Source organism: Roseburia sp. AF22-2LB (genome assembly GCF_003461125.1).
GTDB classification, from domain to species: Bacteria; Bacillota; Clostridia; order Lachnospirales; family Lachnospiraceae; genus Roseburia_C; species Roseburia_C amylophila.
Window position 1 is genome coordinate 96596 of the sequence record NZ_QTWM01000009.1, and the last position, 19113, is coordinate 115708.

13 protein-coding genes are annotated in these 19113 nt (G+C 42.4%); 1 reads left to right on the forward strand and 12 read right to left on the reverse strand.

The annotated features are described in order from the left end of the window. Window positions 1–175: 175 nt before the first annotated feature. The 7 genes from DWX96_RS12455 to DWX96_RS12485 all read right to left on the reverse strand — a co-directional run bounded on the left by DWX96_RS12455 (window position 176) and on the right by DWX96_RS12485 (window position 12804). On the reverse strand, window positions 176–748 hold the full coding sequence (locus DWX96_RS12455; RefSeq protein WP_117841874.1) for a PBECR4 domain-containing protein: 573 nt from the start codon (window positions 746–748) through the stop codon (window positions 176–178). Between the two features lie 423 nt (window positions 749–1171). Next, on the reverse strand, window positions 1172–3079 hold the full coding sequence (gene glgB / locus DWX96_RS12460; RefSeq protein ID WP_117698780.1) for a 1,4-alpha-glucan branching protein GlgB: 1908 nt from the start codon (window positions 3077–3079) through the stop codon (window positions 1172–1174). A gap of 27 nt (window positions 3080–3106) precedes the next feature. Continuing rightward, window positions 3107–5551 carry a tetratricopeptide repeat protein gene (locus tag DWX96_RS12465; RefSeq protein ID WP_118057598.1) on the reverse strand — a complete coding sequence of 815 codons (2445 nt, stop codon included), beginning with the start codon at window positions 5549–5551 and terminating at the stop codon, window positions 3107–3109. A 341-nt stretch (window positions 5552–5892) separates the two neighbouring features. Next, window positions 5893–7227, reverse strand: coding sequence for an AI-2E family transporter (locus tag DWX96_RS12470; protein WP_118057597.1), 1335 nt, complete (start codon window positions 7225–7227; stop codon window positions 5893–5895). Window positions 7228–7252: 25 nt separating this feature from the next. After that, window positions 7253–9538 carry a hydratase gene (locus DWX96_RS12475; RefSeq protein ID WP_022242856.1) on the reverse strand — a complete coding sequence of 762 codons (2286 nt, stop codon included), beginning with the start codon at window positions 9536–9538 and terminating at the stop codon, window positions 7253–7255. Window positions 9539–9714: 176 nt separating this feature from the next. Then, the gene (locus DWX96_RS12480) at window positions 9715–12099 is read right to left on the reverse strand and encodes a HAMP domain-containing sensor histidine kinase (protein ID WP_118057596.1); all 2385 of its coding nucleotides are present in this window, start codon (window positions 12097–12099) and stop codon (window positions 9715–9717) included. Between the two features lie 15 nt (window positions 12100–12114). Continuing rightward, window positions 12115–12804 (reverse strand): response regulator transcription factor, encoded by a 690-nt coding sequence (locus tag DWX96_RS12485; RefSeq protein ID WP_022242854.1) that lies wholly within the window; start codon window positions 12802–12804, stop codon window positions 12115–12117. A 234-nt stretch (window positions 12805–13038) separates the two neighbouring features. Here DWX96_RS12485 and DWX96_RS12490 point away from each other — a divergent pair, with 234 nt between their 5' ends. After that, a complete protein-coding gene (locus DWX96_RS12490) occupies window positions 13039–13629 on the forward strand; it encodes a hypothetical protein (protein WP_022242853.1) in 591 nt (196 codons plus the stop codon). 30 nt (window positions 13630–13659) lie between these two features. Here the strand turns inward: DWX96_RS12490 and DWX96_RS12495 are convergent, their stop codons facing one another. The 5 genes from DWX96_RS12495 to DWX96_RS12510 form a co-directional block, all read right to left on the reverse strand. Beyond that, window positions 13660–14391: a hypothetical protein gene (locus tag DWX96_RS12495; RefSeq protein ID WP_118057594.1), complete on the reverse strand. Its 732-nt coding sequence runs from the start codon at window positions 14389–14391 to the stop codon at window positions 13660–13662. A 21-nt stretch (window positions 14392–14412) separates the two neighbouring features. Then, window positions 14413–15351, reverse strand: coding sequence for a phosphoribosylformylglycinamidine cyclo-ligase (purM, locus tag DWX96_RS12500; RefSeq protein ID WP_118057593.1), 939 nt, complete (start codon window positions 15349–15351; stop codon window positions 14413–14415). A 61-nt stretch (window positions 15352–15412) separates the two neighbouring features. Continuing rightward, window positions 15413–17362: a bifunctional metallophosphatase/5'-nucleotidase gene (locus DWX96_RS12505; protein WP_118057592.1), complete on the reverse strand. Its 1950-nt coding sequence runs from the start codon at window positions 17360–17362 to the stop codon at window positions 15413–15415. Between the two features lie 113 nt (window positions 17363–17475). After that, a complete protein-coding gene (locus DWX96_RS14300) occupies window positions 17476–17637 on the reverse strand; it encodes a hypothetical protein (RefSeq protein ID WP_158561854.1) in 162 nt (53 codons plus the stop codon). A gap of 264 nt (window positions 17638–17901) precedes the next feature. Next, entirely contained in the window at window positions 17902–19011 is a 1110-nt protein-coding gene (locus tag DWX96_RS12510; protein WP_117841868.1) for a DUF362 domain-containing protein, read from the reverse strand. Between the last annotated feature and the right edge of the window lie 102 nt (window positions 19012–19113).

Consider the following 19113-nt stretch of genomic DNA (forward strand, 5'->3'; position numbering starts at 1 on the left):
AGAAACACGCTTTGCGAGTTTCTCGAGTTATCGCGTTGCTCGCCAAATCTGAGTAGAAAAGGAGTTCACTCAAGCAAGCTTGGCTCCTTCTTTTCTCCCAGATTTTTCTCGCTACTCGCGTAAATAAAACAGCCATCTGGAATTTCATCCAAATGGCTTGCTAATATACATATTATTATTTTTTTAACCTGTCATACAAAACAATTTCTTCACCTGTGTTCAAATTATATTTCTTTTTATATAACAGGGTCCATGAAGCCTGCTTCTTGGTATAATCTTTTTCCCCTTTCGGAAAGAATGACCTGCAAAAATACTTATCATCTGTAGCATGCGATAAAAACAGATATAAATCTTTCTCTTCCATTTTATTTTTCATCAGATAATCAGCCTCTATCATAGAATACATATTTGCCTTCTTGTTATACTTAAATATTGTATCATTACTATCTAATAACTGCTCCAACAACGGAAGGAAATTCACTCTTTCTTCTATTCTTTTATAAAAATCCGATGACTCAACTTGTTCTGTGCTAATGCTTCCCGACATTATTCCATCAAATACTTTTCCTCTGTCTCGATTTAATTCAGGTCGATCAACCAAATACTGTAATCCCATCAAATGAAAGCAGTCCTTTTTATCAAAAGTAATTCTTAGAGTTACAGCTACCTCTTTTCTCCCCAATACAATCTTGTATTCAGTATTTAAAAGCGGAAGGAAAGCACTTACACAATCTTTTATATTTCGCATAAAGTCAGTTCCTCCTAATTATGTATAAACTACGAGAAACATGCTTTGCGAGTTTCTCGAGTTATCGCGTTGCTCGCCAAATCTGAGTAGAAAAGAAGTTCACTCAAGCAAGCTTGGCTCCTTCTTTTCTCTCAGATTTTTCTCGCTACTCACGTAAAAAGAAAGGCTCTGCTAAAATTAGCAGAGCCTCCGACATTTTCTTTCGAAACCCACGGTCTCTAGCCAGATTGTGGTAAATGTCAAACCCTTATAAAGCTCGTAAGGCACTGCTCTCTGGCACAACACCTTACCTCCACGCTTGGCAGACACTCAAGTTGCCTGTCTTTAATATTATACTAATCACATTGAAAAAATATGTCAATCCATAATTCTTAATTTTATAAAAAATTCATATTTCCCACTCATGCGATTTTTTTCTGTCCTCTACATTACCCGGAACACTGCGACACCAAATGGCGGCAATGGATAGGAAATGGAATACGCTTTGCCATCGCATTCCGACTTCACTGCCTTGTAGCTTGCCGGTCTGCTCTTATCTGCTTCTGTACCGCCGAAACGGACTTCATTGCTGTTTAACAGCAGATGGTAAGTACCTTTCTTTGGTACACCTACACGGTAATCATCTCTGGCTACCGGTGTCATGTTGCAGACAAAGAGAAGAGAGTTCTTGCCATTCTTGCTCTTGCGGACGAAGCTGTAGATGCTTCGGTCTGCATCATTTGCATTAATCCATTCAAATCCGTTCCAGTCACTGTCCTGCTCATACATTGCCGGATATTTCCGGTAAATATGAAGCAGTTCACGGAAGTATTCATTTAACTGTCTATGACGTGGTTCTTCCATAAGATACCAGTCTAATTCACGCTCTTCGCTCCACTCACGAAGCTGTCCGAAATCCTGTCCCATAAAGAGGAGCTTCTTGCCCGGATGTCCCATCATAAAGGAGTATGCGCTCTTTAAATTACGGAATTTGTCTTCCTCATCACCCGGCATCTTCTCCCACATGGATTTCTTCAGATGCACCACTTCATCATGAGACAGCACCAGAATGTATTTTTCAGAGTTGTTATAACTCATGGCGAAAGTCATCTTGTGATGATTATTTTTACGGAAATATGGGTCTAAGGACATGTAATCCAAGAAATCATGCATCCATCCCATATTCCATTTGTATGTGAAATTCAATCCACCCTTGTCTGCTGGTCCGGTTACCATCGGCCATGCGGTAGATTCCTCTGCAATCATGACAGTACCGTGATTTCTTCCGGTAATTAAGGTATTGATATGGCGGAAGAATTCGATGGCTTCTAAGTTCTTGTTCTCGCCATATTTATTGGCAATCCACTGTCCGTCCTTCTTGCCATAGTCAAGATATAACATGGATGCCACCGCATCTACACGGAGTCCATCAATGTGATAATGTTCAATCCACATTAAGGCACTTCCAATTAAGAAGTTCTTTACTTCTGATTTTCCATAATTGAAAATCTTGGTTCCCCACTCCGGATGCTCGCCCATCCGCGGGTCGGCATATTCATATAACGGGCAGCCATCAAAGTCAGCCAGTCCGTGGGCATCCTTCGGGAAATGTGCCGGTACCCAGTCCAAGATAACGCCGATGCCATGCTTATGCAGGTAGTTTACCAGATAAGCAAAATCCTCCGGCGTTCCATACCGTGAAGTCGGTGCATAGTAGCCGGTTACCTGATAGCCCCAGGAGCCATCGTATGGGTATTCGGAAATTCCCATTAATTCTACATGGGAATATCCCATGCCTTTAACATATTTCGTCAGTGCTTCTGCCATTTCACGATAGGAATAATATCCATCATCTTCTCTTCCCGGATGGCGCATCCAGGAACCCAGATGTACCTCGTAAATTGCCATTGGCTCTGCATAGACATCTTCTGTCTGTTTCCGTTTGTCCATCCACTTATCGTCAGTCCATTTGAAATGCTCAATGTCTGCAATACGGGATGCTGTTCCCGGACGTACCTCTGCATAGTTGGCATATGGATCTGCTTTATACAATTTCCGTCCATCTGGTGTGATAATCAGATATTTGTATAAGTCTCCCAGCTCTGCCTTTGGAATAAATGCTTCAAAAATTCCAATTCCCGCCGGCTCTAACCGCCGCATCGGATTTGCTGTCTCATTCCAGTCATTAAAGGTTCCAATGACATAGACTTCTGCAGCATGTGGTGCCCAGACATCGAAAAGAATCCCCTTTTTCTTCCTTATCTCTGCCGGATGAGCTCCCAGTTTCTTGTAAATATCATAGTGTGTTGCCTGGCCAAATAAATACATGTCCAGTTCTGTGAAGTTCCCCATTTATACTACACCTCGTTTCTTTCTTTCCTATTCTTCGAAATCCTTTTCATGAAGAATGACATAATCATCATCCTTGTATTTCTTCGAGAAAAATACTTTCTTAATGCTGAATTTCTCGGAATTGGCAATTGCTTCGTCCACGATTTCTTTCACCTCGGTCAGCGTGGTCGCTCTGTCTAAGCGTTGAATGTTACTAATTCTGTTGTATAGAGCAAGAACCGCCATCTCATCTATTTCATAGGTCAGTTCGTGGGCATACGATTTTGCAAAGGATACCAGCTCATCACTGGTAAATATCGGAAGCGTAATCTTCTCGGTAAATCTTTTGGCAAAGGACTCATCTCTTCCCATTGCTTTGGTGATTCCCTCTCTTGTATCTTCTGCGATTACAAGAATTCCGGTATCATCTGCTTCTAATGCCAGTGATAATTTCACGGCTGTCTCCCGGTTGATTCCTCCGATTTTTTCTATAATAAGACATCCACCGGCAACTTTCTTTAAAAGCTCCGGGATATTTTTCTGGTTTAATGAAACGGCATCTATCTTTCCGACACGCTTGCCCGGCTTTCCGATTTCATTCTGGATTGCCTTCACCAGTGCGGTGGCAAGTACGGTCTTACCGCTTCCTCTTGCTCCCTGAATCAGGATGTTTCCACCTTTGATTCCCTTTTCTAAATGTTCAATGGATCCTTCCATTGCCTGACAGATCTGCGGCTCCATTCCGGATACCGGAACAAAATAAGTAAAGATAGCTTTCTGCTCCTTGGAAAGATGGGTAATCGGTTTTCTCTCTCCGATGTTATCCTCATCTAAATTCGGCTCTGCAATCTCCGGAAGTTTCTCCTCCGGCTTTGCATCCTCTGTCTCAGCTTCCGGTTCTAACTGTATATTCGGTAAGACTTCTTCTGCAGCATCGGATACTTCCTCTGCTTCTGTTGCTGCCACTTCTTCTGCTATATCGTCCGGCAGTGCAATCTCTGGGAGTTCTTCTTCCGGAGAAAGTTCTGTCATTTCTTCTGTGCCAGCCGGCTCTTCTTCATCGGCAGCTGCAATACCTTCTTCTTCCGGAATTTCCATCGCATCTGCTGCACCTGCAGCCGCCTCTCCGCTCTGTCCCGGTACACCGGCAGCTAGGAATTCATCGATTTTCGCATTTGCCTGACTGATGGAATCAATCTGCTGCTGCAAAATATCATTCATATTGGCAACAAGTTGTCCGGCTTCTTCCTCCGGCAGCTTGCCTAAGTATTCTTTTTCTAATAATTCTTTGGAGGTAAGTCCTGCATCCAGCTGCGGAATTACATCTGCAAGACGCTCCATGATATCTCCGGCTTCTGCTAATGCCTTTGCCTTGGCAGATTCTAACTTCTGCTGCTCCGCTTCCTGTAATGCTTTCTCTGCGGCACGCTTGGTCTTCTCCCACTCCTCTAAAATATCCTGTATGCTCATCTGTCCGGTAATCTGTGCTTCTAATGCACTCTTCTCCGGGACTACCATACGCATCTGACCATCATAATCTTCGCCTAACATCTCCTGGAAATTAATTTTCAGGGAGCCATCGATTTCTTCATCGGTTGGGATATCCGCAAAACGCTCTTTCTGTGCTTCTTCATCCTGTGGGAGCTGTAAATAAGGAATCTCTTCTACAATTTTCTTGATTCCCTGCATGGTATCTGCCACTTCTTCCTTCTCTGTGGCATTCATAATCTGCTGCATGCTGCGGGCTAATTCTTCCTGCAGGTTTACCGTATTAAATTTCTCTGCATTGGTGGTTACCGGTTTAATCTGTACCGGCTCCTTGATAATCTCACCGGATTCCAGATAATCCTCCGGCCGCACTTCCACAATTCCGTCCTTCCGTTGTTTAAACTGGCGGTACTTGTCCTCCTGTGCCCGGTTTAACGGCTGATAAAGCATCTTTAATTCCAGTGCTTTCTCTACATATGGACCATCGCCAAACCAGAGAATCAGTTCATCACAGGCATTGATACATTCTTCGCTGCGTCCTGCCTGATGATATAAATATGCCAGTTCAAATGCCCATTTCTCGGTATATTCCTGTTCCTTTAATTCTTCGAGAATCTGAATTAAGACATCCAGACCTGCACCCTTTGCTTTATTCATCTCATAGCGGAGAATATATTTCAAATTATCATGGGGTGCAATCTCTACAAACTCATCATAATATTCCTGTGCTTCATCAAATTCCTTCGTTTTGATGGCAATCTCTGCCAGCTTATAGATAATCATTCGTCCGATAGGAGAACGGTCATATGCCATCAGGAGAATCTCTTTTGCTTCATCATAACGACCAATCTGTGCATAAATATCTCCGGCTTTCATCAGTGCGTTGACATTACGGACCTTTCGCCAGTTGATACTGTCAGCAATTTCAGCAGCTTCTGTATACTGCTTCTTCGCCATCAGATTTTTTATTTCATCTAGTTTTAATTTGTATTCATATTTATCCAAAATATGTCACCTCAATATCTATTTCAAGTAAACTTAAATTCGTCTTTTTTCGTCAGGGTATACTGACCCCAATTATTGTTTTAAGTGTACCATAAGGGGTGCCTTCTGTCAAAAATAATCGAACCGGCACGACGGACTTTTTCATGTTTAACAAAGAATGTGCCTTGGCACATTCTCGCACCTGCGGCGGTCGCTTGCGACATCTACCTTATACGCCGCAGTGCGCATCCTCGCGGAGCGTTTTTTACTTTACAGAAAACAATTTCCTGTAAAAAAAATCCGAAGAATCATAACATTTTATCTGCTATCATTCTCCGGATTATTTATTTCCTTACCAGAATTTACTTTTTCTCTTTTTTCTTTAAAGATGGAATATGAAGTTCCTTTTTCTCAGAGGCTTCCTCTACCGGCTCCTTCAAAAGTACGATTTCATTGGTCTTTTCATCGACTTTTTCCAGGCGGATATATTCGTCCGTATCCTCCGGCAGCTTTCGTTTCCGCAGACAGTAATCCACGGTCTTATCGATAATATAATAGATGACTGCGAAGGTCGGAACACCAAGAATCATTCCGCCGATTCCAAAGAGTCCGCCGCCTACCATGATGGCAAATACCACCCAGAAGGAATTCAGTCCGGTGGAATCTCCTAAAATCTTCGGTCCGATAATATTTCCATCTACCTGCTGCAAAATAAATATAAATATCAGGAAATAGATTCCCTTAATCGGATCTGCCAGTGCGATGATAATAACGCTCGGTATTGCTCCGATAAAAGGGCCAAAAAACGGAATAATGTTGGTCAATCCCACGAATACGGAAACCAGCAGGGTATATGGCATCTTCATAATCAGAAGACAGATATAACATAATACACCGATAATGGCGGAATCCAATAATTTACCGGAAATAAATCCACCGAATATTTCATTACTCTTCCGGAAGGTGTCAATAATTACATTGCCCCGCACCGGTTTGAAAATGGCATATACAATTTTTTTGGACTGACCGATAAATTTCTCCTTCGTCATCAGCACATAAACGGATACGATAAGTCCGATGATTGCATTCATCAGCACCTTAACCATATTGATTACACCACTGGTAATAGATGTAATGTAGGTCTGGATGTTTGGCAGGAAAGACTCCTTTACCCAGTTTTCAAGGTACGTTACCATATCCATCATGTTCGTTTCTAATGACTGTATGATTTCATTATCTGAATTTGTCAGTCCATTGAACCAGTCAATAAATGAATCCACCTGCTTTGGCAGGGAATTTACCATTCCAGAAATACTGCTGATTAACTGCGGAATCATCATGGCAAACAGCAGGATTACAATTAATACAAAGACAACTACCGCTCCACCGGTTGCAATACTCCTTGCAATCTTCCTGCACTTCTTCTCTTTCTGCACTCTTGGTTCTAAGAAATGCAGCAAATGCTTTTCAAAGAATTTCATAATTGGATTAATGAGGTATGCAATCACAAGTCCGAAGGTAATCGGCTGTAATACCCTCATTATAGTGTCCCAACCCTTTGAGACACCATTGTACCGGTATATCATAAAGAAAAACATTGTGCAGCAGCAGAACAGTACAAATACCAGCACTGCAAGGCTGATGTACCAGCGCATCTCATGTTCTGTTTTCCCGCTCTTTTTCTTATCTTCTTCCATTCCGTTCTCCTTCTTTTTCCGGATATTATTTTCGGTTATAGTTAATGAGGCATCCTTTACGGATAATCTCTCTCTCCTCGTCAGTAAGGTCACCCAAGGTTAATGAGAACTCGGTTAACTGTCCGTCTTTTACGGCATACGCTTTTACTTCCGGAGCTTTCTCTTCTACTGCTTTGCGGATTTCCGGTACAAAGAGATAGTCTCCGTTGGCAAATGGCAGTTCTCCTTCTTTGATGATAAATGGAAGCATACCCCAGTTAATCAGGTTGGAACGATAACGCTTGGTTGCATATTCGTTGGCAATGTTTGCCCAGCCGCCTAATACTTTCTGACAGGATGCTGCCTGCTCACGGGCAGAACCGTCGCCTGGTTTTACTGCAAAAATGGTACTTCCGATTCCGGTATTCTCTTCATTGATATCCGGGAACTGTGTACGGATTGCATCTACAGCTGCCTTTAATTCCGGCAGCACAGCGTATGGTTCTTCGCCTGCTTCTCTTGCTGCTTCTGCCTTCTGTACTTCTTTGGCACGTCCAACGTATGCAGGGTCTTTTCTGGAAAGTGTGAACTCTGCCAGTCCCAGTGGATTAGAACGATAAGAAGATGTCTCTCCGGAAGGAATCAGCTCATCGGTTGTAGTTACCGGATCATGAATCTCGGATACTACTTTTAAGATGAGGTTATCGGTTAATGCTACCATCTTCGGCCAGTCTTTAATGTTTGGTCCCATCTGGATTTCTACGGATGGATCTGCTACACCATGGCTGTCAAAGACACGGTTCTCATATATGGTCTTATCAAAGAAATATTTTGGCTTACTGAAGTTCACATCCACATCAGTTGCTGCGGTTAAATATCCCTTGTTTGCTGCGGTTGCTGCAATAGAACGGGCATCCATCAATGCTACGGATGCAATCTGGCCGTTCTGTACCTTGGAGCCTTCACGGTTCGGGAAGTTTCTGGTAGAATGTCGGATGGAGAATGCATTGTTAGCAGGTGTATCTCCTGCGCCGAAACATGGTCCGCAGAATGCAGTCTTAACGATTGCTCCTGTCTCCATTAATTTTGCTACAGCTCCGTTTTTCACCAGTTCCATGTAAATCGGGGTACTTGCCGGATATACGCTTAAGGTAAATTCATCCGGTCCGATGCTGCTTCCCGCTAAGATGTCTGCTGCATCACAGATATTTTCAAATCCACCACCGGCACAGCCTGCGATGATTCCCTGGTCTACATATAGTTTTCCATTGCGGACTTTATCCTTAAGATTTAAGTCTACTGCTCCATTGAAGCTTACCTGTGCTTTCTTCTCGCAGTCATCCAAGATGTCCATAAGGTTTGCATTCAGTTCTTCAATGGTATAGGTATTACTTGGGTGGAATGGCATTGCAATCATTGGACGAATGGTGCTTAAGTCAATTTCAATCATGCCATCATAGTAAGCAACCTGTCCCGGATTTAATTCTTTGTATTCTTCTACTCTTCCGTGAATGTCATAGAATTCTTTCACTTTCTCATCAGTTGCCCAGATAGAGGAAAGACAGGTAGTCTCTGTGGTCATTACGTCTACACCGATACGGTAATCTACGCTTAAGTTTGCAACACCAGGTCCTACGAATTCCATTACTTTATTCTTTACATAGCCATTGGCAAATACTTCACCGATGATTGCCAGTGCGATATCCTGCGGCCCAACGCCTTTTACCGGTTCTCCGGTTAAATATACGGCTACAACGCCCGGCATATTGATATCATAAGTCTGCTCTAAAAGCTGTTTTACAAGCTCCGGTCCACCTTCGCCCATTGCCATGGTTCCCAGTGCTCCGTAACGGGTATGGGAATCAGAACCAAGAATCATTTTTCCGCCGCCTGCAAGCATTTCACGGGCAAACTGGTGAATAACCGCCTGATGAGGTGGTACATAGATTCCGCCGTATTTCTTTGCACAGGTCAGTCCAAACATGTGGTCATCTTCGTTGATGGTTCCACCTACTGCACAAAGGCTGTTATGACAGTTGGTCAGTACATAAGGAATTGGAAACTTTTCCAGTCCGGATGCTCTGGCTGTCTGGATAATTCCAACATATGTAATGTCATGGGAAGTCAGCTTATCAAATTTGATTTTCAGCTTCTCCATGCTGCCAGATGTGTTGTGGTCCTTTAAAATACCGTATGCAATGGTATTTTTTGCTGCTTCTTCTTTGCTTACCGCAGTGCCTGTCATGGATGCAATAGCTGCGGATGCTTCGCTATTGTCTTCTACTACGGTACATCCGTTTACGAGATATGCCCCTGTCTCATGTAACTTCATGAATGTTTCCTCCTGTTTTCTGAACTGATTACTATTTTATACCTCTTCCTATATAGGAAGAAATCGGCGGGGAAAAAGCCACCGCCGATACTCTTTTTCTAATTCGTTATTATAAAGAAACGTCTGTTAAAAATCAACCCTTTTCAAGGATTCCCCACGGTTTGCAAGGTTCCTTATTATGCCAGCGGAAAGGTAATGGTAACAGAGAATAAATCACCGTCCAGAGTTACTTCAAAGGTTCCGCCCATAATCGTGGTAAGATTCTGGGCAATGGAAAGTCCCAGTCCGCTTCCTTCCGTGGTTCTGGATTCGTCTCCTCTTGCAAAACGCTCCGTCAGCTCTGCCGCACTTCCATGCAGTGGCTGCTCGGAAATATTTTTAATAGAGAAGATTACCTTCTGCTCCGATGTCTCCATGGTCACATAGACTCTGGTATGTGCCATGGCATATTTTGCCACATTGTTATAAAGGTTCTCTACCACACGCCAGATTCGTCTGCCGTCTGCCATAATGACAACGGATTCCTTCGGCAGCTTTGTAATCGTGGTCAAATCCTTGGCTTCGAATTTCTCATTAAATTCACCTGCAGTCTGGTAAATCAGTTCCACAAAATTAATTCTTGTCATCTGAAGTGTAATATTTCCGGAGCTGATTCGTGATGCCTCTACCAGATCTTCTGTAAGCTGCCTTAACCGCTGGGATTTTTCTTCCAGTACATTCAGATAATTCTGCATCCGCTCACTTTCCGGCTTCTCCATTTTCATAAGGTTTACATAATTCAAAATAGAAGTCAGCGGTGTCTTGATATCATGGGATACATTGGTGATTAAGTCTGCCTTCATACGCTCGTTTTTGGTATTCTCTTCCACCACAAGATGCAGGCTGTCTCCAATGCTGTTTACTGCCTCTGCCAGCTTTTTGCTGTCGCTGTGAAGATTCTCTAACGGAATCTTATAGGATAAATCTCCTTCCGTAATCTGTCTGATTCCCTTCATGATTTCCTGCTTCTGTACTACATCCCGGAGATAGATTACACCGATAACAATAATCTGAAGTGCCAGAAGAATTCCACCTAACAAATGTCTTCTTGTAAAGAACTGATACGCCAAAAACAAAAATAACAACGCATTAAATACAAAGGTAACAATGACACGCACCGATGCTTTCCATGTTCCAAGTACTCGCAAAGTGCTGACATATACCCAGTTGGTAAAGCTGTATTCCCAGAACACGCCGGCTTTCATCCGCCGGATAACACTGGTATAGAAAATCTGGAACACGCCGTCATAGATAAAGGAAATCACTCCTACTACCACAAGCATTCCCGGAATATCCCACTCATAGGATGCCGCAGAAAAGCTTAAAACCAATATCAGCACAGAAAATACAATAAATATCAAAAAGAAAAATTCCGTCTTAATATGGTCAATCCAGTTTAAATGAATCTTATCATCCTTATTATTGCGTCCTGCTGCAAGGGTAAGATAAACCAGTGTTACAATCCAGCCCAAAAGACTTACCACAATGGTTACAATCGAAATCATGCCCCAGGGATGCAGCGTCATAAATTCCGATTTTGCTATTGTAAATCCATCTTCATTTGGGAATGTGGTATCTACTGCCACCAGAAAGACTGCATTATTTCCTATGCCAGACATGGTTCCATCAATGTATTTGTAATAATAATCTTCCATTCCCTTTACATTGCTGCGGAATTTCAAATCTTTATCATTACAGTAGAGATAGCTTCCCTTTTCTTTTCCGTAATCCAAAAGGTTATGTGCTTTGTCTCCGAATACATAAGAGGTAATATCTTCTTCCGTATCCTCTAACATATTTGTGTAGATAACCTGCTCATTTTCAATAAAGACATAAGATAAATTCGTCTCAGAATCATCAAATTCATTCAGTGCTTTCCGGTAGGCAGTTTCTTCCTGGCCGATACGATCCAAGGTCTTTGCCAGTGCCTGATACAGCTCCTGTCCTTCCTCTTCCGTAAGCCTGCCCTCCTGTATGCCCTGGGCAATGGAAATACCGCTCTGTGGCAGATATTTTTCCTCAATTTTATCAGAATACTGTACATAGCCTTCCTTCGACCATGCCACCAGATCACTTAAGGTATAATTTTCAAACTGTGCCTTGTCATTTTCCCCGTCATATTCTTCTGCATTGGAGATACTGCTGTCATCATACATCCAGTATGCCGAGGCACCATTCCGCACCAGTGTCATGGTATAGCTTTCTTCTGCGTCGTTACGGATAATGCCGCTTCTTGCGTATTTGATAACATTGACCGGTTTCTCCGAATCGTATTCCCCGTTGGTCTCAAAATTTTTCCGGGTCATTAAGAAATTAGTCAGTTCCGTTACCTTCTGTTCATAGACATAGCTGTAGTAACTGGAATCCACATAGCTCTGATTCGTCAGATTATCCATGTCTATCATGTGCTTTCCGTTTAATGCCGCTACCATAAAGACGGACATCAGCAGCAGGACAGAAAACAGTAACTGCAGGAGAATAATGGTATTTTTCCATACATTTCCATAGTGTCTGTTCTTCATATTTGCTTTCCTTCGTTAATTCTTCTCAACTTTATATCCAACACCCCATACTACTTTTAAGTATCTTGGCTCCTTCGGATTAATTTCAATCTTTTCACGGATATGACGGATATGAACAGCAACGGTGTTATCTGCACCAATTGCATCTTCATTCCAGATATTTTCATAAATTTGTTCAATAGAAAATACTTTACCCTGATTCTTTACCAGAAGCAGAAGAATATTATATTCAATCGGAGTAAGCTTCACTAATTCACCATCCACGGTGACTTCTTTCAAATCATCATTAATCATAAGACCGCCAACCTGATATACTGTCTCATTGCTTTCGCTGACATTGCCAAGCTGGGTATAACGGCGAAGCTGTGATTTTACTCTTGCTACCAGTTCCAGCGGGTTAAATGGCTTGGTCACATAATCATCAGCACCGATGTTAAGTCCTAAGATTTTATCAGAATCCTCGGATTTTGCTGATAAAATAATAATTGGAATGCTGCTTTCCTCCCGAATCTTTAAAGTTGCCCGGATACCATCCAGTTTCGGCATCATGACATCAATAATCAGAAGATGCACCTCATTTTTCTTAAGCATATCCAGTGCCTGTTCTCCATCATATGCTTTCAAGACATGATAGCCTTCCTGTTGCAGGTAAATCTCGATTGCTTCTACAATTTCTTTATCATCATCACATACCAGTATATTCATTTCGTCCTCCTGTCCTCATGCTCTATCTTTACTGATTTTTGAATACTTCATACTGCGAACACATAAACTACCTCATAATTATCTATAGCGTATCAGATTTTTCTTAATAGGAAAAGCGTACTTTTCTTAAAAAACCTTTAAAATTGTGTTATACTATATTAAATTCGTATCTTTCATAGCATTTTGTTGTGAAAATATCTGTTTTATGATTGATTATTTTTGAAAGGATTGTTTATGAAGAAGCATTATACCTTTATTCCTTTAAAGGAAAAAGATTTATCCTCCTTCCGGAAAGCATTAATCAGCAGCCTGTGGTTCCGCCCCTGTGCCTGCCTGCTTGCCCTGATTGTCATTGGCATTATCGGTTACCGGAAGCTTGCGGTGCTCACCAGTGAGATGTATTTTCTTATTCTCTATGGAATTGCCGCCGGTTTCATTCTCTACCGCATGATACGAGAACTTGCCAATCTGCATCAGGTCAGCACCCTGCGTAAATCCAGCCTGCTTCCTTTTATTCATACTGCCAAAGAAGACGATACCTTCTATTCGGAGGAATTATCCGGCGGGTTTATTATCCAGACCGAGCCGATTAATCTGGTAGAGTTATCTACCAGCAAAGAAGTACTCGCTGAGCTTGCCGCCAACTGCGAAACTCAGAATCCACTCTTTGCTTATCTGGAATCCTGCATCAACAGCGGTGATGAAAAATTAATAAACAAAGGCGTCATCTATATTGAGATTATTAAAAAACAATTGGAAAAAGGAAATGTGGATATTCTTGCCACATATGACAAATTAAAAAATTGCAGGGAGGAACTTCTCTAAAGTCCTTCCTGCAATTTGGTTTACGTAGTTCTATTTCTTTTTGTTATCTTTTTCTTTTGCTTTCCACTTGAAGTACTCTGCATCCAGATCCACCGTAACTTCCGGAATCTCTTTCTTTCCTTCGGCCGCATCTTCCTCCGGTTCTTCATCCTCTAAAGGAATTCCGGCTTTCTTAAAGTATTCCGGATTAATCCGGATTTCCGGCTTGATTGCCTGATATGAGGATTTCTTTTCTTCCCTCGGCTCTTTCTTCTCTTTTTCACGTTCCTTTTCCAGTTCGTGGTTACGTTCTTCGATTAATTTCAGATACTTTTCGGTATCTACCATATCCTGAAGCTGGCTCTTAAGCTCTGACTGGTTCTCCCGGATAACCACCTTCTGGGTCTTCATATCATCCTGGGCTTTCTTCAGAATATCCTGAAGGGCATCTGTTGTATCCTGCATAATATGCTGTATCCGCTGAAGGGCATCATCGGTATACAACACAGCGGCTGCATAGACATCTTCAGCATTCCGGCTTGCTTTAAAAATCATGGCATCGCCTTTTTTGCGTGCCTCCCGTTCTGCCTTGTCCCTGCTCTGCTGCGTCACTTCATATTCATCCATCATCTCGTAAATACAGGCATTCAGATGATTGAGATATTCAAACATTTTCTTCTTCTCAACAATAATCTTCTCACCGGTATTGTCATAAAGTTCACTTCTGGATATTAATACATGTATATCCCGTAATACCCTCTCCAGTTTGTCCTGTGTACTCATGATATTCTCCCTTCACCTTGGCTATATATATCGTACAATGTCCGAGCCTGTCTCTGCAAGACCTAATTCCACCGGTTCTTCTCCCGCTGCTTCTAACAGTTCTACCACCCGGTCTGTATCTTCTTCTGCCACCAGTATCAGCATTCCGATTCCCATATTAAAAATATTTCTCATCTGCTCTTTGCTGATATTACCATCTTTATGCAGCATATCGTAAAGTGGTGGAATATCTTCTTCCCGCTGCTTTATCACTGCACCGGCAGCATTATGCATCAGAGTATGTACTGCCTTATCAATACCTCCATGAGCCACCTGTACGCAGGATTTGATTTCTATCTCACTCTGAAGCAATGCTTCCATGGCATCCCGGTACATACGGGTCGGTGCCAGAAGCAAATCTCCTAACGTAGAACCTAATGATTCATAATAGATTTCCATAGAAGTCTTCGTCAGATATAGTTTTCTCCGGGCTGCCACATAGCCGTTATTATGAAGTCCATTGGATGGAAGTCCAATAATAACATCTCCAGCTTTCACCTGTGCTATTCCTATTTTCTTCTTTTTCTCTACAACTCCGGCAATAAAGCCAACCAGATCATACTGATCATAAGAGAAAATATCGGAAAGCTCCTTAATTTCACTTCCGGCATAAGTCACATTTCCCTGCCGGCAGCCATTTTCCATACCCGCTTCCATGTCCCGGATATATTCAAACTTGGGACGGGCACAGGAAATATTATCATAAAAGAGAAGTGGTTTTGCTCCCATTGCATACATGTCATTGATACAGACAGCTGCACAATCATAACCTACCGTGTCAAATCTCGACATTTCCGAAGCCAGCAGCAGTTTTCCACTTACCGCATTAGTTCTCGATACCAGAACCGGCTCCTCATATTTTAAGAACTCTCCCAAAGGTATTTCATTTGTCAATTCTTTTAAGTCAAACTTATCTCGCACTCTCTAACTACTCCAAACTTTTTTCATCTGTTCTATAGCATACCACACTTCCACTCATGTGTTAACTTTTTTTCAATTTTCTTCTGCGGATGCGGCGTATGACTTTGACAATCAATACAATTATGAAAATCAGAACAAGGAGTACCACAAGAACAACTCCCACAATCATTGCTGCATATTTATTCGGATTTTTCAGTCTTGCGCCAAGGCTCTTATCATCATCTACCACCTTGCGGTCATGAAGTCCATTATAATATTCCGGCATCTCTGCAATACCATTTTCTCCTTCTTCAAAGGATTCCATATAGCGGGCAATGGATATCCATGCCTTTAATTCCTGGTCACCATCATAAATAATGCAGTCTTCAAAATCTTCTACTTTACTTCCATCTGCATTCTTTGGCACAATGGAAAGCAGGCCATACGACATATCCGTTACTGCACTAAGCATCTGGCCGCTGTAAAGGTCAGCTACGACGCAGTATAATTTGTCATCTTCAATTTCTTCTCTCTTATCATTCTTCGTCAGATATACATCTGTTACCCGGTTTAATATCAGACGGTTCGGATTATAGGTCATATTCAGTCCGGAGCAGTAAAGTCTTGCCGTTGTCATATAATCAGAAATGGAAGCATCAATCTCTGCTACCGTCTTTAATTCTTTTCCGGTCAGGTATACCTTAATCAGTGGGTAACCCGGCACACCATCTGCCCCGATTCCAAGGGAGAAGGAGTTAAAGACATCTGTTACCGTAACATCCCCCGGCACATAGGTATCACGGACAGTTCCGCTTGGAACGACTGCCACATCAATTTCTTCTCCATCATAATCCCTCGTATGGGTTGCCCCGTAAATATAGGCATCCGCCATGAGATCCCCCAGATTGTGCTCCGTATGTTCCTCATACAAATCATCTACAGATGCAAATTCATATTCATTCTCACATAATACTTCCGATGCAGTATATCCAAACTGTTTTAAATATACTTCATCAATATTGGCTTCGAAAGTATCTATCTTCTCCTGGGCTGCTTCATCTGCCTCTATATCCGGCCGGATTGGAATAAGCTTATAATCTTCTACCTCCCAGCGTCCTTCCTTATTCTGTGCTAAATGCATGGTTCCAACATTGATTCCATACTCTCCGGCAGAAACAATTGCAGTATTTCCCTGTATAATCGGCTCTTCCAATGTGGTATGGGTATGTCCGCTGATGATAACATCCAGCTCCGGCACTGCCTTTGCAAGAAGTTCATCCTCGGATTTCTTTGGGTCTTCACTGGTTCCACTGTGGGAGAGGCAGACTATCATATCCACATCTTCTTTTTCCTTTATGGTTGCCACAGTCTCCTTCACCGCCTCGATTGGATCTTTAAACTCAAGCGCGCAGGTTGGTGCACAGGAAAGGGAATCCTTGCCGAATACTCCAAGCAATGCGATTTTTACACCGCCCTTCTCGATGACTTCATAATCCTTTACACCATAATGATCAAAGGCATCTTTTAAAAGCTGTCTCTCATCATTCATCTCTGACCAGTCAACGTTACAGACCAGCAGGGACGGCACTACATCACCGCTGGCTGCCGCTGTATCAAGCATCTGCGCTAAGCCTTTGCTTCGATAATCAAATTCATGGTTTCCAAAGGTCGTTGCATCATAGCCAAGATAGCCCAACATCCGAAGCTCAGATGCCTCTTCTTCATAAACTGTCTGGAACAGTGTTCCCATGGAAAAATCACCACCGTCTACCACCAGCGTATCCGGATTTTCTTCCTTCTTCTCATCAATGACTGTTTTGATTCGTGCAAATCCGCCTGCTTCCACATTTTCTCCATCTACTACCGTACGGAAGCTGTTCAAATGGGAATGGGTATCATGGGTAAATACGATATCCACCGACTTCGGCTTTTCTTCTGCTGCGGATGCTGTTGTTACCTGCAGACTGCATACCCCCATACATGCTGCCAGTAATAGTGCTTGTAGCTTTGCTCTTATTTTTTGTCCCCTCATATTGTTCTCCTTTTTTTCTATTTTAGATGCGAAAGAAATTTTTAGGGTATTGTAATTTTGTTTTCTGGTTTTATCCATTAGATTTTCTTTTAAGCAGAATACGCCTGCTTCTTTCAGACATTTTTGCTTTCTGCCGTTTTGTCTTTCCGGTTGCTTTGACCGGATACTTCCGACTGTCCGCCTGCTACGGATACCAACATTATGTCTGCAAGGGACTCTAAGAATTTCGATATACAATCTATATTTTGCGGCAACCGGCGCAAATTCACATCCATGTTCAGTTGCGCCTCGCTGGCACGTCCCTGCGCCAGCGTTGCCGGTTGCTGTCGAAATTCTAAGAGTCCCTAACAGACTGCATAAATGGTATCCGTATGCAGACGAACCGCCGGAAGTATACTGTCAAACATTGGAAAGACAGGACGCTATAAGAAAAATAAAAATGTCTGAATTAGAAGCAGCTGTGTTCTGCTTTTGGAAATCGTTGGATAAATCCAGAAAACAAAAACAATACATAAAATCTCTTCCGTATCGAAATTCGTTTAAATCTGAATTAACTCATAGTTCCGGGTTCCAAGTCCGATTTTTTCTGCATGCTCTACACAGGATTCCCAGTTGGTATCCGGATGCACCATATGAAAATGGTCTTTCTCATGAACATGCTGCATCTGTTCTTCCAATACACTGCCGTGTACTACCGGCTGCTTATTGCAGGCATCTGCACATGCCATGTCCAGTGCTACCGGATCGAAGGATGCAAACATTCCTACATCCGGGATGATAGGAATATCATTTTCTGCATGGCAGTCGCAGTTCGGTGACACATCACATACCAGTGAAATATGGAAACACGGGCGGTTCTGGCAGACTGCCTTGGAATACTCTGCAATCCGGTAATTCAAAAGATTGGATGCATCCCAGTTGGTTGGATTGACTGCGTCTTTTGGGCATACGCCGATACATCTGCCACAGCCCACACATTTATTTTCATCAATACCTGCCTTGCCATCTGTGATATGTGGTGCATCATGGGCACAGATTCTTACACAGGCTCCACAGCCTACACACAGGCTCTGGTCTACCGCCGGTTTGCCGGAGCAATGCATTTCCATTTTTCCGGCACGGGAACCACAGCCCATTCCAATATTTTTTAAAGCACCGCCAAATCCGGCCCCCTCATGTCCTTTAAAATGTGTCAGGGAAATAAATACATCTGCATCCATCACGGCTCTTCCAATTTTGGCTTCCTTCACATATTCCCCATCTACCGGAACCAGTGCTTCGTCCGTTCCTTTCAGCCCATCTGCGATAATCACATGGCATCCGGTGGAAAATGGTGTAAATCCGTTTTCATATGCTGTATCCATATGATCCAGTGCATTCTTTCTACTTCCTACATAAAGGGTATTGCAATCCGTAAGAAATGCTTTTCCTCCACATTCTTTTACAAGATCCACAACTACTTTGGCATAATTCGGACGCAGAAATGCAAGATTTCCTAACTCTCCGAAATGAATCTTAATTGCTGCATATTTATCTTCAAAATCAATATTTTTCATTCCAGCTGTAATACAAAGGCGACGCAGCTTCTGCAACAAATTTTCTGAGCCGCTGGTTTTAAAACTGGTATAATATACTTTGGACGCTTCCATACGTTTTCCTCCTACTTGTTTTTGCTTATTATTTACACACTTTTTATACTTCATATCATAATATAATCCGCCGCTTTTTTCAATAAAACGCAGACTGTTTTG